The organism is Brevibacillus sp. NPDC058079, from assembly GCF_042885155.1.
Taxonomy (GTDB): domain Bacteria; phylum Bacillota; class Bacilli; order Brevibacillales; family Brevibacillaceae; genus Brevibacillus.
Map to the genome: position 1 here is coordinate 543,639 of NZ_JBHVSO010000002.1, position 14,792 is coordinate 558,430.

The 14,792-nt window shown below is 44.8% G+C and carries 13 protein-coding genes; 8 read left to right on the plus strand and 5 right to left on the minus strand.

What is annotated here, in order from left to right; genetic code table 11:
• Positions 1-238 precede the first annotated feature (238 nt).
• A complete protein-coding gene (locus ACFVS2_RS09335) occupies positions 239-1,561 on the plus strand; it encodes a sigma-54 interaction domain-containing protein (protein ID WP_390233223.1) in 1,323 nt (440 codons plus the stop codon).
• A 57-nt stretch (positions 1,562-1,618) separates the two neighbouring features.
• Here the strand turns inward: ACFVS2_RS09335 and ACFVS2_RS09340 are convergent, their stop codons facing one another.
• Entirely contained in the window at positions 1,619-2,536 is a 918-nt protein-coding gene (locus ACFVS2_RS09340) for a phosphotransferase (RefSeq protein WP_390233225.1), read from the minus strand.
• Between the two features lie 53 nt (positions 2,537-2,589).
• Entirely contained in the window at positions 2,590-3,225 is a 636-nt protein-coding gene (locus tag ACFVS2_RS09345) for a helix-turn-helix transcriptional regulator (protein WP_173617130.1), read from the minus strand.
• Between the two features lie 220 nt (positions 3,226-3,445).
• Between ACFVS2_RS09345 and murB the strand changes: the two genes are divergently transcribed.
• The 3 genes from murB (at position 3,446) to ACFVS2_RS09360 (ending at position 6,099) form a co-directional block, all read left to right on the plus strand.
• Positions 3,446-4,348 (plus strand): UDP-N-acetylmuramate dehydrogenase, encoded by a 903-nt coding sequence (murB, locus tag ACFVS2_RS09350; protein ID WP_390233477.1) that lies wholly within the window; start codon positions 3,446-3,448, stop codon positions 4,346-4,348.
• Between the two features lie 21 nt (positions 4,349-4,369).
• A complete protein-coding gene (locus ACFVS2_RS09355) occupies positions 4,370-4,723 on the plus strand; it encodes a HesB/IscA family protein (protein WP_390233227.1) in 354 nt (117 codons plus the stop codon).
• A 185-nt stretch (positions 4,724-4,908) separates the two neighbouring features.
• Positions 4,909-6,099, plus strand: a complete 1,191-nt coding sequence (locus tag ACFVS2_RS09360; protein ID WP_390233229.1) for a multidrug effflux MFS transporter — start codon at positions 4,909-4,911, stop codon at positions 6,097-6,099.
• Between the two features lie 80 nt (positions 6,100-6,179).
• Here ACFVS2_RS09360 and ACFVS2_RS09365 read toward each other — a convergent pair whose 3' ends face one another.
• Positions 6,180-8,189, minus strand: coding sequence for an endonuclease MutS2 (locus tag ACFVS2_RS09365; RefSeq protein WP_390233231.1), 2,010 nt, complete (start codon positions 8,187-8,189; stop codon positions 6,180-6,182).
• 832 nt (positions 8,190-9,021) lie between these two features.
• Here ACFVS2_RS09365 and ACFVS2_RS09370 point away from each other — a divergent pair.
• The 3 genes from ACFVS2_RS09370 (at position 9,022) to ACFVS2_RS09380 (ending at position 11,424) form a co-directional block, all read left to right on the plus strand.
• A complete protein-coding gene (locus tag ACFVS2_RS09370; protein ID WP_390233233.1) occupies positions 9,022-10,191 on the plus strand; it encodes a serine hydrolase domain-containing protein in 1,170 nt (389 codons plus the stop codon).
• 339 nt (positions 10,192-10,530) lie between these two features.
• Entirely contained in the window at positions 10,531-10,863 is a 333-nt protein-coding gene (locus tag ACFVS2_RS09375; RefSeq protein WP_007716392.1) for a PadR family transcriptional regulator, read from the plus strand.
• 3 nt (positions 10,864-10,866) lie between these two features.
• Complete coding sequence (locus ACFVS2_RS09380) at positions 10,867-11,424, plus strand: DUF1700 domain-containing protein (protein WP_390233235.1); 558 nt, start codon at positions 10,867-10,869, stop codon at positions 11,422-11,424.
• A 190-nt stretch (positions 11,425-11,614) separates the two neighbouring features.
• Here ACFVS2_RS09380 and ACFVS2_RS09385 read toward each other — a convergent pair whose 3' ends face one another.
• Positions 11,615-12,178 (minus strand): putative glycolipid-binding domain-containing protein, encoded by a 564-nt coding sequence (locus tag ACFVS2_RS09385; RefSeq protein ID WP_390233236.1) that lies wholly within the window; start codon positions 12,176-12,178, stop codon positions 11,615-11,617.
• Between the two features lie 155 nt (positions 12,179-12,333).
• On the opposite strand from ACFVS2_RS09385, the gene ACFVS2_RS09390 reads away from it, so the two are divergent.
• Positions 12,334-13,794 (plus strand): flavin monoamine oxidase family protein, encoded by a 1,461-nt coding sequence (locus ACFVS2_RS09390; RefSeq protein ID WP_390233238.1) that lies wholly within the window; start codon positions 12,334-12,336, stop codon positions 13,792-13,794.
• A 56-nt stretch (positions 13,795-13,850) separates the two neighbouring features.
• Here the strand turns inward: ACFVS2_RS09390 and ACFVS2_RS09395 are convergent, their stop codons facing one another.
• A complete protein-coding gene (locus tag ACFVS2_RS09395) occupies positions 13,851-14,420 on the minus strand; it encodes a GNAT family N-acetyltransferase (protein WP_390233240.1) in 570 nt (189 codons plus the stop codon).
• Between the last annotated feature and the right edge of the window lie 372 nt (positions 14,421-14,792).

Genomic DNA, 14,792 nt, shown 5'->3' on the forward strand with positions numbered 1-14,792 from the left:
CTTCCTTGTCGGACACCTGTCCCACGATCGAACAAACAAACTATTACCAAGAAAGGATGCGAGAACGATTTTTGAAGCCGGCATACTGCTCTCGTCTTTCGATTCTTCCTCCGTAATCGAGCGTTCCCATCATCGCGCGACCCCTCATGCAGTCTTTCATTCTCTCTATCAGCAATTACAGGCCTCTGCGAATCTATCACCCTACGAATTTTCTCTGATCAGGGATGCGCTAATCCATTTGCTACAAAATAGCTCTTTGCCACTTTTCCCGCTATCCCTTTCCACTACCCGACGTTCTTCTGCACTCCAAACTGATCCTATGAATCCAGCTCTCAGGCATACCTCTCATTCTGTTCCCAATTGGAAGAGTCTTCTTTTCGCATGGGCCGAAAATAGCCAAGAATACCTCATCGCCGTAAGCGACGATCGTGTCGTACTTTTTGCTAACCAGCGGGCACAAGAACGATTTTCGTTAGTTGAAGGCCTCGTGCTCGAGGCGGATTGGGAACAAGAACGCTTCACCAATTGGTTCTTGGAGGAACTCGATCTGGGGGAAAAGACGTGGTATCGCCTCTTTTTTATTCGCCCACACACGTCAGCCTTGTCAAAGACAGCTAGCAGTTACTCGTTTTCAGAGATTCATACAAATAGTCCCCTCTATCAAGCCCAACTACATACAGCGCGTATCGCTGCACAATCTCTATCAAATACGTTATTGCTCGGAGAAACAGGCTGTGGCAAAGAAGTTCTGGCACGTGCCATCCACTCCTCCAGTTCACGAAAAGACGGCCCTTTTCTTGCGGTCAATATCGCAGCACTTCCGCGTGAACTGATCGCCAGTGAGCTATTTGGATATACAGAAGGAGCTTTTACTGGAGCAAAAAAAGGAGGACAATCAGGGAAATTTGAAGCAGCAAATGGAGGAACGCTATTTCTCGATGAAATCGGGGAAATGAGCATGGAGCTTCAAGTGCTTTTGTTACGCGTCCTCGAAGAACGCAAAGTGACGAGATTGGGCTCTCACGAAGAAAAGTCATTGGACATTCGGATTATCGCTGCCACCAATCGTTCCATTGAAGAAGAAGTACGAAATGGGCAGTTTCGTGCAGACCTTTACTACAGGCTCAATGTCCTGCAAATACGCATCCCTCCCCTGCGCGAACGCAAGGAAGATATTGCAACCTTGGCTGACGAGTTCCTCCAGCAGCTTCATACCCAATACGCTTGCGGTCCGACAGGCATCTGTGAATCTGCCCTGGCAATCTTGCAGCAGCATTCATGGCCCGGAAATATTCGTGAGCTGCGCAATATCGTGGAGCGAGCCTTTTTACATGCGTACGCCGATTCGTGGCTCACCTCTCACCATCTTCCGAGCGAATGGCAGCAACAGTACGGACTGCAAGAAGCATCCGGTGAACCTTTGCCATTATTGCGCGAATTAGAGAGACAGACGATCCAGCAAGCCATCACACAAGCTCCGTCCATCAGCGCTGCTGCCAAAAAGCTAGGAATTGCGCGAAGCACCCTGTATCGAAAAATGGAAGAGTTAGGAATCGGATAAGGAAAAATCGGGGGATGAGCGTAAGCAGCTTGTCCCCCGAAACATTTTACCGATGCCCTATTCGTCAGCGAGTGCTCGCCTTATCGTCATTCTTGCTTCCTCTGCGACTTCTTTGTCATTATGATCAAGGGCTTGCATCCAGAGCAGCATCGGAATGTACACCGCCATGATCCTAGCCAATATTTTTGTCTCTTCATCCACTTCTCCATACGCATGAAAAAATGACTGGCGGGCTTGTGGCGGTAAAAAACTGTAGACCACATTTAAATCCGCTCCCGGGTGACCCACATTGAGATCTCCCCAGTCAATGATGCCTGATATATGCCCTACTTCATTTATCAGCATATTTTTAACATGCAAGTCTCCGTGCAGAAGCACTTCACGCGGACTTATTCGGTCTATCACGATTTGCCCTAAATAATTCGCGATCGCATCCCGATCCTCTTCAGAAATATGTACAGCCAAGGTAGACAAAAACGTCTGCATCTTTTCTTTTCTCTGTGCAATATCCAGGAGGTTCCTGTGATCATGTTCGATCCCGTTCTCGCGGGCAAGCTGGGGCGGAAACGTGTGCAAACTTTTTAAAAACGTCGCAAGTGCCACTGCCGAAGAAGCACGCTGCTCGTCGGTCAAGCCTTTTGGAAACGTTCCCGAAACATACGTGTACCCCAAAAAAGCGAATGGATAGTCGTCGTTTGGTTCTCCATAAAAAACTGGCTTCGGATACGGTATCGTCAGGAATGCCGCAAGCATTGGCAGCAGCACCCCTTCCTTTTTGATCAATTCAACAGCGACATTCCTCCTGGGAAAACGGAAAACATATTCGTCCCCTACTCGAAAGACCATGTTATCCCAACCACAGCCGATCAGCTTGATGGGCATAGTAGATAGCTGCGGAAACTGACGGAAGATGAGTTCGCGTGCCAATGGTTCAGATACTTCCCAGTCAGCATCCCATGGATTCGAGTTGGTCATTGTGTTCGTTCCCTCCCATTTGTCGTTTCATCTGCCGTGATGATGCTTTGCAGCTACGATTGCGTAGAACGGATCTGATAGACACATTTCTTACCGCCGATTGCCACGCATTCCGTCCGTTCTACGCTCGTCTGCAGTAGCGCTCGGTAACAATTAAGCTCTCTTGTACAGATCATCTGATACCGACCTGCTACTTTAAAATATGGACAATTGTGCTGCGTGATCACATATTCCTCATCACTTACCTGTTCCCATCTCGCCATAAATCCGTTGTCATCTTGGATGCGTGCCATCTCTGCTACCTTTTCAGATAGCGCTTTTCCTTCCATTTGTCCCTCGTATTTCTGGATAATCTTCTCTTGCTGTCTTGCGAAAAATTGATCCACTCGATCTTCCCCGTCTGCCAGCACGATATGCTCCATCAAATCCACGGCCAATTGCCCATAATCATTCGGAAATTGTTCGTTACCTTGCTGTGTCAACGAGTAGTAGTGCATCGGTCTACCTGCTTTTTGACGGCCTACTCTACATACAACAAAACCGTCTTTTTCCAAGTAAATCATTTGCCTGCTGACAGCTACCTTTGTGAGCTCCAGCCTGTTTTGCAAATCCTTTGTGCTGAGCTCCCCTTCCCTTTTCAGCAACAATAGAATGTATTCACGTGTTGATAGGTGTCTATATCTCTCCATTTTCTCTTCGCCCCTTTATTGGAAAAGAACGATACGCTCACAGTATATGTCCTTTGTATAACTAATTCAACAAACATGTTTATAAAGTGACACTCTTTGTTCATCGAGAAACCTACACAGCTGCAATTTATTAAACATTTTAGTTGAATATATATAAAATAGTGCATATACTGTGATTGTAGTGCAAGGTGCTTTTTTCCAAGAAGGATAGGTGAAACGAATGAAACCTGTATTCTCCCTTCTCCGTGAACGGCAGGTCGAAGTGACTTATCAGGAGCCTTTGGCGGCACATACTACCTGGAAAATTGGCGGGCCTGCAGATTTACTGATTACACCGAGCAGTAAATCCCAACTGATCATGGTCCTACAAATACTGAATGAACATCATGTCCCATGGATGGTGATGGGAAAGGGCTCCAACCTTTTAGTCACAGACAAGGGTTATCGTGGCGCGGTCATTAAATTAAACAAAGCTTTGGACTATGCCCGAATCGTAGGCAATCAGATTTATGCAGGGGCCGCCTACTCCTTGATCAAGCTTGCAGCATTGGCAAACAAGTATAGGCTCAGTGGTTTAGAGTTCGCAGGCGGAATACCCGGGTCTGTCGGCGGCGCTGTGTATATGAATGCAGGCGCGAACGGATCGGATATATCGGACATTTTTCACTCAGCTGAAGTGATCACACAAGCTGGAGCCATTCGCTCCCTGCGTGCTGTAGATATGGATTTTTCTTATCGCCACTCTTCCTTGCAAGAGACTGATGTCATTATCACGGAAGCTATTTTTGAGCTGACTCCGCGCGACAGCGAAAGCATCAAGCTCCAGTGGAACCACTATAAAGAAAAGCGTTTAAAAACACAGCCGCTGCCGTTTGACTGTGCGGGCAGTGTATTCAGAAATCCTCCGGGCCATTTTGCTGCAAAGCTCATTGAAGATGCTGGCTTAAAGGGCATGCGGTATGGAGGCGCGGAAGTATCGAGCAAGCATGCCAATTTTATTATGAATACCGGTAATGCCACCGCACTTGATGTATGGACACTCATGAAGCAGATTCAGGAAACAGTTCACAGCCAATCAGGGATTCACCTTGTTCCTGAAGTTGTAGTCGTAGGTGAACAGTAAACATAAAAGGGAGGTCTCACGATGATTCAAATTAGCGAAGCTGCCGTCACTCGTATTCAAAATATGCTCGAACAAGAAAGCTCTTCTCTTTTCATTCGTTTTGGTGTGAAGGACGGAGGGTGCTCCGGGATGACCTATGGACTCGGTTTTGATGATGCTTTTCAAGAAGGCGACACCACAATCGATATTGATGGTGTGAAGCTGGTCGTTAATCCAGAAAGCTATCCGTATGTCGATGGCGTCGAAATCGATTACAAAGAGACTGGAATGATGGGTGGATTTACGATCCAAAACCCGAATGCGATCGCAACCTGCGGCTGTGGAAGCAGCTTCCGTACAGCCCTACATCGAGGGAAAAGAGAAAAGTGTGAGTAGACCTCAGACGAAAATGACTTGTCACTGATTCCAAACGAATGCTATTCTATTGAAAAAATTCCCCCTATTACTTTGGTAAGGTGACAATATGCTTTCATTTTCAAGACTCAGTAAATGTAAACCCCCAATCCCGTAATCTCCTCCTACGCTGTTTGAGATTTTCGGAATATAGGGGGAATGTACAAGTGAATAGAAAAATCTCAACACCATCTTTGTTACTGTTGATGATCCTGGTTGGTTTTCCGCAAATTAGTGAAACGATCTATACACCTTCGTTACCTGATATCGCCAATAGTTTCCATGCCAGTAACAATACGATCCAACTAACACTCAGTATTTACTTCCTCGGTTTTGCCTTTGGTGTATTTTGCTGGGGAAGGCTCTCTGACTCTATCGGTCGACGCCCTGCTATGCTCTGGGGAATATTTGTTTATGGTTTGGGCAGCTTTGGTTGCTATCTCTCCGATTCGGCTGATTGGTTGTTATGGAGCCGGTTCATTCAAGCTTTTGGCGCGAGTGCAGGATCGGTGGTAACCCAAACCATCTTGCGAGAGAGTACCGACACCACCAAGCGTCATGCTGTTTTTGCTCAGATTTCAGCTGCTCTCGCTTTTACGCCTGCAATTGGCCCCTTAATCGGTGGTTGGGTGGATCAATCGTTTGGATATCAGGCTGTTTTCTTCACGCTGATTGCGATGAGCGTAGCGATTTTTGCTTACGCGTTTGTATCGTTGCCTGAGACCAAAACGTCTACTGCTTCAAAAATAAACACGTTAGCTGTAGCCAAACGACTTTTTACGGACAAAAGGATTTGGGCTTTTGGCTTCTTAATTGGGGCGACAAATGGCATGTTGTTCAGTTACTATGCCGAAGCGCCATTTATTTTCATTGCGTTTTTCGGAATGACGCCTGGCGTGTTTGGGTTCTTGGGTATTTTCGTAGCTTTGGCTTCTGTGATTGGAGCAATGCTCTCGAAAAAACTGCTAACCAAATACCCGGCTGAGAACATTATTCTAATCGGCTCGCTGGTTACGACGTTAGGGGCAGTATGCCTCACAAGCTTCACTATGTACGGCGCGAGTCCGTCCGTTGCCTCGATGGCGATCATGGTAGCCTCTATCTTTACCCTTTTGCTGGGGATTGGGATCGCGATTCCAAACTGCCTGAGTTTAGCTCTCGTCCACTACGGCGATGTGCTCGGAACTGCTGGCGCTATTTTTGGTTTGGGTTACTACCTCATCGTCAGTCTCATCACGAGTGGCATGAGTTATTTTCATAACGGCTCGTTGGTCACCATGCCACTCTACTTCTTACTTTTAGCGATCATGATGGTGCTTGTTAGTAAACAAATTACGGTTAGCCATACAGCCAAATAGACCATTCGTTCTTCCCATCAACATCAAAAATCAAAAAGCCGATTCTCTCTTAGAGAAAATCGGCTTTTTGCCTGTACTCGTCACCCCTCCCGCTTCGTCTCGATCGATAATCCTTCCACATGCTTGCGACTCATCATTTTGCGCTTCTTCCGGTTCTCTTTTGTCTCGAATACGATGTCCATGTCATAGTCGGCTGGATACAGTTCTTTGCCTTCAATATGCAAGACGAGGCGCTTTTTGTTGATTTTATATTTCTGATTTTGAATCATGACGCCAACGATGCCTTTGGAGTCCTCCCCAGCAAACACGATGCCGGTTCTCCCCAGATAGGAAATGAATACACAATCACCAACAGCAAATGGTTTGTCACGCTCAGTTGTGGCTGGTGTAACTGCGGTATTTTCGGAAATCTCCTGTGAAGGTTGCTCACGCTTTTCCTCTTCTACTTCCGCTTCTTCCGGCTGTTCTATCATCCGTGTCTCCACATAATTGGCATCCTCATACTGTTCCTGCTCAACGTCTTGGTATTGTTCCAGCCTTTCCGTAGTGGTAGTTGTAGTCGTGAATCCATTCCGAGTAATTTCCCGTGAACGCTGAATCATCTCAGACGGGATACCTAGCTTCAGTGCGATCAGGAATGCGTAGCTCTGGCCAGCTTCTCCTATTCGCAAGCGATAAAGTGGCTGCAAGGTCTCCTCATCGAATTCCATTCGTGCATTTTGGAACCCAGCAGTTGCGGAGGCAAAATTTTTGATCTCGTTAAAATGGGTATTCACAATCACCGTCGCGCCTCTTCGGTGTAGCTCCTCCAAAATCGCAATCGACAAGGCGACACCTTCTCCTGGATCTGTACCGGTAGCCATCTCATCAATCAGAACGAGGGTCGAAGCATCGGTAACCTTCAGGATTTCCAGGACATTATGAATATGTGCGGAAAATGTGCTTAAGGCTTGCTCAATGCTTTGCCCATCTCCAATATCAACCGCGATGCTGCGGAAAATGGAGAAGCGACTGCCTTCCTGTACAGGTACGAGCAAACCCGACTGTACCATCATGGTTAAGAGCCCGATGGTTTTTAACGTCAATGTTTTCCCGCCTGTATTTGGACCTGTAATAATAAGCGATTTGTACTCGCGACCAATCCTCATATGCAGCGGAACCATTTTCGGACCGAGTAGCGGATGCCGTGCTTCCTTGACATCGATGATCCCTTTTTCGTTTAGTTCGACATTCGCGCCTCCGATTGCCAATGCGTACTTCGCTTTTGCGAAAAGGAAGTCATATATTCCAACGGTCTCAACATTCATGGTGAGCTCATACGTATATTCCTCTGCGAATGCGGACAATTGCATCAGTACTTTTGTTACCTCGCGTTCTTCCTCTGCCTTGAGTGCTGTGAGTTCAAACTGTACGGTGCTGATCTCCGTCGGTTCCATATAGACGGTTTGACCGCTCGCCGATTCATCTAACACACTGCCAGCCACTTGCTTGCGATGTTCTTTTTTGATGGGGATGACATAGCGCCCATTGCGTGTACTAATGACATTTTCTTGCATGATCGAACGATATTTGTTCATGATCGAATCCAGTTGTCTTTTCAGGCGCTCTTCAAATACGACAATGCGTTTACGCACCTTCAGCAAGTCTTTGCTGGCAGAATCGACAACTTGCCCATGACGGATGCATTGTTCGATTTCATTTTTTAATTTTTGGACGTCATACATCGATGCTGCATAGGTGCTTACGCGTGGCGCCAATTGTGCTTTTGTCGCCATGTACTTCATTAGCTGTGAGCAACTCGTTAAAAACAGGTACAGATTCGTAAAATCGTTTACGCCAAATACATATCCCGTCCCCAGGAGGGAAAGGATCTTCTCCATCCCTTCCAGCGCAGGAATCGGTACACTGGCTCCATTTTGCAGGATATTCTTGGCTTCTGCTGTTTCGTCCAACTTACTTCGTACTACTTTGACAGAGTGAATCGGCATCATTTGTTCTACATGCTTTTTCCCTACGTACGATAAAGCGTATTCCATTACCTTTTCTTTGATTTTGTCGTATTCGAGACGCTGCAATGTTTTTTCATTCATGTCTGATTTCTCCTTTTTTATGAAAAATAAAAAAGGGCGAAGAATGAACAAATGTCATTCTCCGCCCTTTTTTTGGGATACCTAAACAAAACGCAACCAAATAAAAAACCGCGCTGAACACAGCACGGATTTTGGGCGCAATGATAGGGTTTTCACCTAAGGCATTGTATGATATCCGTTGTTCTTAACTAATTCCAAGGCCGATTATCACCCAGCACAAAGAAACTTTGCTACATGGCAAAATTTCGAATGATGAATCAAGACCTTTTGTATGGAATTGCTTTAGTTAAGAACGACCGCCGACATCAACATCTCTCCCTAGATATGGTTCTTTTCACTATAGCGCATGTGATCCTCTGCCGTCAATCCGCTTCGAATTTGTACACCTTTACACCATAGCCTTCAAAAATTTTGACAAGCTGTTCGCTTACCACCTCCCAGTCCCCCGGCGGTTGTTGATACTGAATTTCTTTCAAAATATCTCTATTACGTTGAATAAAATTTGATATACTGTTGATGATTGATGTACTGTGTTGTACGATGTATATACAGGAGGTAGGCGTGAAAGGCGGAACAGATATGACGTATATATGAAAAACAAACCCGTTTACAAGAGTGTTTCAAGGAAAAGAAGGCATTTAGGGGGGAACATACATGTGAAAAACGAGGAATTTACCGATTGTTAGGACAGAATGGCGTTGGTAAAACAATTATGAAGATGATTACAAACTTAATGATGAGATTTTGTCATTGGTGGAGATGATAGCTGAGTGATTAATAGGGAACAACAAGCAACCACCTATACAATATGAATAGAGAAGAGGAATGTCTTATGAAAATACATAGTCAAATTAAATTTGCAAGTATGGCCCTTGTAATAACTGGAAGTTCCCTGCTATACACATCGCCAACCTCAATTGTAAAAGCAGAGCCCACTCAAAATGTATCTAGTTCGTTACAAACAAGCACTCAACGAGATCATAATTCCGTCGAGCAAGCAATGCGGGAAACATTGCTACTGGGATTCCCGGGGATACTTGCTAAAACTTCTGAGGGTGGAAAAACGTGGGGTTATGCGGCAGGGGTAGCGGATCTGAGCACAAAGAAACCAATGGAAACAGATTTTCGCTTTCGCATTGGTAGCGTGACGAAGACGTTCACCGCAACGGTTGTACTTCAATTAGCTGGAGAGAACCGCTTGAATCTAGACGACTCCATCGAAAAATGGTTGCCTGGTGTCATTCAAGGAAACGGATATAATGGTAAACAGATTACCATCCGGCAAATATTGAATCATACAAGTGGGATCGCTGAATACTCAAGGTCAAAAGACGCTGATTTTATGGATACAAAAAAATCGTATACGGCTGAAGAAATAGTGAAGATGGGGATTTCTCTGCCCCCAGACTTTGCCCCAGGAAAGAGATGGTCTTATTCAAACACAGGATACGTATTACTGGGGATTCTTATTGAAAAAGTAACCGGAAACAGCTACGCGGAAGAGATTGAAAATCGGATTATTGAACCGCTTGAATTGTCGGATACATTCCTACCTGGCAATTCAAGCGTTATTCCAGGCACCAAGCATGCTCGGGGATATTCTCAACCAGACGAAGCAAGTGAGATAAAAGACGTTACTTTTTATAACCCAAGTGCAGGTAGCTCGGCTGGAGATATGATTTCTACTGCTGACGACATAAATAAATTCTTCTCTTCCTTGCTCGGTGGCAAATTACTAAAGGAACAGCAACTAAAAGAAATGCTTACTACAGTTCCTACAGGAAAAGCAGGAATGGATGGATATGGTCTTGGAATCATTGAATTTAAGCTTCCAAACGGTGTCTCGATATGGGGACACACAGGTGGCATTCTAGGGTTTTCTACTTTTGCTGGAGGTACACTTGGAGGCAAGCATACGTTGGTCGTCAGTTTGAACAGTTTAGGTAGAGATAACAGTCCTAATCCTTTTACAAATATTTTACTTGCTGAATTTAGCAAGTAGGAAAAAAGGGAAATTTTGTCATAGTTTTTATAGTTAAAAATATACCTTTCTGGTTCAAAATCCCCAACTTACTTTTAAAAAAGGGTTTGGGGATTTTTGGGATTTCGTCGGCAACTTTTTAAACCTTGCCCCTCTCAAAACGCGCCCGGAAAACCGCGCTATACAAGGGCTTATGCGCCACTAATGCGTAACATTGCCCGCTGTTTCTGCTTGCGTTCGGCGGTTGTTGGTACTGTATTTCTTTCAAAATATCTCTATTACGTTGAATAAAAAAATTCTGATATACTATTGATTAACGAAGTACTGTGTTGTACGATGTATATGCAGGAGGTACAATACATGAATGTAGAAGATTGGAAATCACAAATTAAGCGAGGAACACTCGATTTTTGTATTCTATTGCTAATAAAGCAACGACCATATTATGGGTATGAAATCATAAGTAAGTTAGAGCAGTATCCTATTATTGCTGCAAAAGAAAATACAATTTATCCCTTGCTTAGAAGATTATTGAAAGAAGAATATATTTCTTCATCTTGGCAAGATAGTACAGAGGGCTTGCCACCGAGAAAATATTATACCATTACAGAAAAAGGAAACGAATACTTAAACGCTATGTCCTTAGAATGGGATAATTTATTAACAGCTATATCAGAAATTAAGGGGAGTTAAATTATGGATAAAATTTTGAATGACTATCTTGAAAAAATCGGAAAACATTTGAAGCCTATGTCCACTCCCGAGCGTATTGACATTGTAAAAGAAATCAAAAGTGTAATGCTTGAATTGCAACATAATGGTGTATCTTCTGAGCAAATCATCGAACGGTTAGGAAACCCAAAAGAATTAGCGAAAGCATACTTAGGTGAAGCCATTTCAAAGAACAGTACATTTAGTTGGCGTAAATTCGGGGCTGTATTTGCATTTTGTAGCAGCTTTGCAGGCGTAAGCGGTATTTTTGTTTTGCCGATTATCAGTACTCTTTCCATTGCTTTAATGATTAGTGGAGTTATTACACCAATAGGCGGAATTATTAAATTTATCGGGTATCTTATGGGACATGATATTGCCAGAATAACATTCGAATTTGGAGCATTTACAGCAACCCGCCCAATGCAGTACTTGCCAATTTCTATTGTGAGTGGTGTGTTGATGTTTTTGTTGGGGAAAGTGTTATGGAAACTTACAATGAAATATATACACGCAATTAGTCAGAAAAAGATAACATTGTAATAATAAAAAGAACGGGGCGCGGCGGTCATTCATAGACCAACCGCACCCCGTTTTTACTATGGGTGTGTCACGCAGTAGAACGCTGATTTTGAGGGAAAAGGTATAAAACCCTTACCCCTTTCCTTTGCTTCCAAAATGTTGCCTGAGACGACTTGAACCCAATCAGTTATAACGATCACTTCTTGTCTCGTTACAACTGCTCACGCAAAAACAGTTCGGGATAGATCAGAACAAGTCCGTTCGAATCTACTGTAATGTTCTCCATGAATGTTCCTGCCCGGTATTGATAGACAGAAGAGTCCCCTTTGCTTTCTAGCAACGTATATTGCTGCTGCACTTGTCTGTACGTCAGCTCATGGGCTGAGAAATAGGCTACTTGTATATACTGAGGTTCTAACTGGGTATACGACAACCGGCGGATCGGCAGTGTATTCGTGAAAGGTGTACAAGAAATATCAATATCGATACAGCCAAAGAGCTCAGGAATGGGCTCACCCACCTCGTTTGTCCAATTTCCCTCGCCATCCGATGAGAGATGCAAAGCTCCTTCTTCGCCCATGATTGCCAGTGAAACCTCTCGCGTGACCCAATTTGAGTCAAGGACAATTTCATACTGGATTCTTGTTAGGCTGGCGTCATCCAGCCTCCCGATCACTATGCTATTTACGTGGATTCTGTTCGAGCCCTCCCGTATTCTCAAGTGCTCATATCCGACTCCTGTCGTTGGTTTCCAGATAACATTTGTTGGTAACATGCGGACTCCTCCGATCATTTGTTCCCCTTTTCTCCATCCTATCATTTCTTGGATGAAAATGGTAGAGTCCTGTAGCATCGGCTTACACAACGCATACCTAAGTCATCCATGGAATAGGATCATAGTACCGGAAAAGAATGGAAAGGAGACAATCGATGGATAATCCCTCCTTCTCCTTAACACAACCTGACATGCTGTCCATTATTCGCAATGGAATCCCACGAACGCACTCCCCCCTCACTATCATCATCGTCGGGGCTGGAATGGCTGGTCTTGTTGCTGCCTCGTTGCTAAAAACAGCGGGACACAACGTAACGATTTTGGAAGCAGCGGACCGGATAGGCGGCAGAGTTTACACATTGCGCTCTCCTTTTACCCATGGCCATTATCTAGATGCTGGCGCCATGCGCATTCCTCACACGCACGAACTTACCCTAGCATACGTGAATAAATTCTCTCTTCCCCTTCGTCCGTTTATCAACAACTCTCCGAACGACATCATCTCAATAAATGGCATCAAAACAAGACGTTGGATCTATCAACGCGATCCCGACATCCTCCGCTTCCCTGTAGCGCCACATGAAAAAGGCCGTACTTTCAATGAATTAGCCGGGCAAGCCATTCAGCCTGTCATTGACTTCATCAAACTCAATCCAGCGACGAACTGGCCCATCGTTGTCCAAAAATACGATCGTTTTTCCATGGATCAATTCTTGCGCTTCAATCCTGTTGGCCCTTCCTTATCCGCCCCCGCTATCGATATGATCAAGGTCATGACTGGCTTCGAAGGATTCCCTGAGCTCGCCTTTCCCGAAATTTTACGAGACTTCATCTTGTTCGATCCTTCTACACGCTTTTACGAAATAGCAGGGGGATTTGACCAGCTACCACAGGCATTTCTCCCCCAATTACAGGAGAATATCTATTTCCAGCATAAAATGACGCGAATCGTCGAGACGGGAAATCAAATTACCATTTCTGGCGTGCGTACCGACACAGACGAACTGTTTCAGATGACCGGTGATATCGTGATTATTACCATCCCTTTTACCGTTTTGCAGTTTGTTCGGGTTGAACCGTACGATCTGTTTTCCTATCAAAAATGGAAAGCCATTCGTCAACTCCACTATGTTTCCTCATCCAAAATAGGCGTCCAGTTTTCTCAGCGATTCTGGGAAGCACAAGGAATACGGAGCGGACAAACAGTAACAGATACGCCTATTCGCCTCTCCTACTTTGCCAACCACGGTTTTGATCAGCCAGGGGGTGTCGTATTGGTCAGTTACACATGGGAGGATGACGACCTTCCGTGGCTCAGCATGTCGAAAGAAGAACAAGTGATGCAAGCGGTAAAGCATCTGGCAGACATTCATGGGGAGCAGGTGTACAATACGTTCGTTACGGGGGTCACACATAATTGGGCGTTGCAGCCTCATGCTGCTGGTGCCTTTGCCTTGTTCAAACCGTTGCAGGAGACGGAATTAACTACCTACATTGGTGCGCCTGAAGGAAGAATTTATTTTGCAGGGGAGCACACCTCGAATGAACATCACGGTTGGATTCAAGGGGCGATTGAGTCTGCTATGCGCGTGGCTGTAGAAGTGGGGAGAAAATGAGCGGGGGTCTGTACGATGAAAAATTCCGTACATTCCCCCGCCGCTTATCGATTCTTTTACGAATTCAATTCATAATCTTTTCGAAGCAACGCCAGCTTCACAAGATCAATGTACATCCCATTTTCAAATTCCGTTTCTCGATGGATTCCTTCCACTTGAAAGCCAAATTTTTGGAGCAAATGGATAGATGCCGTATTTCGCGTATCTGCCTCTGCTTCTATTCTGTTTAGGTGCATATGCGTAAACCCGTACGCGATAATGGGCCGCATTGCTTCCGACATGATCCCCTTATTCCACCACGAAAAATTCAGATCATAGCCAATCTCCGCTTTGTTATGTACAGCATGGTAATGCTTGTAGCCGCAGCTGCCAAGAAATTTTCCAGTGGAACGGTCCGTAACCGCCCACCTGAGTCCCTGTTTTTGTTCAAATAAGTCTCGATACCATCGAAGTTCATTTTCAGCATCTGCTATCGATTGAAACCTCGCTATCCCTACATATCTCGCCACATCTTCATGTGACAACACTTCAAAAATATCTTCTAAATCTTGTTGATCAGGTTGGCGAAGGATCAATCTGTCTGTTTCGATGACAGGGAATTGATCGAACATAGTCGGATTACTCACGATAAGAACCTCCTCGAAAACGTAGGATGGGAGATTTTTGGTGCCTACTCCCTTTCATCATCTAGAGAATGATATGGTTTATTATAGGAAGGACAAGAAGGAGAAGCAATGGGATCGTAAAGATATCTAGCCAATTCAGCCCTCCCAAAACGTTTACGTTTGATCCCAGTCAAGATGAGCCGCGTAGTTTGGTGTGGCACTTTTTTGGCTACTCGCGGTTTTACGAAATATTCATTGGGATTGCTGAATCGGGAGGCTCCTAGCTATGACTCCTTTTTTTGACGATGCTATTGATCGGTATTTTTGTCGTGACAACATTGTTCTACTGGTGGAAGGAAAGCAGAGTGAAATGAGGCAAAAAACCATCTTTGC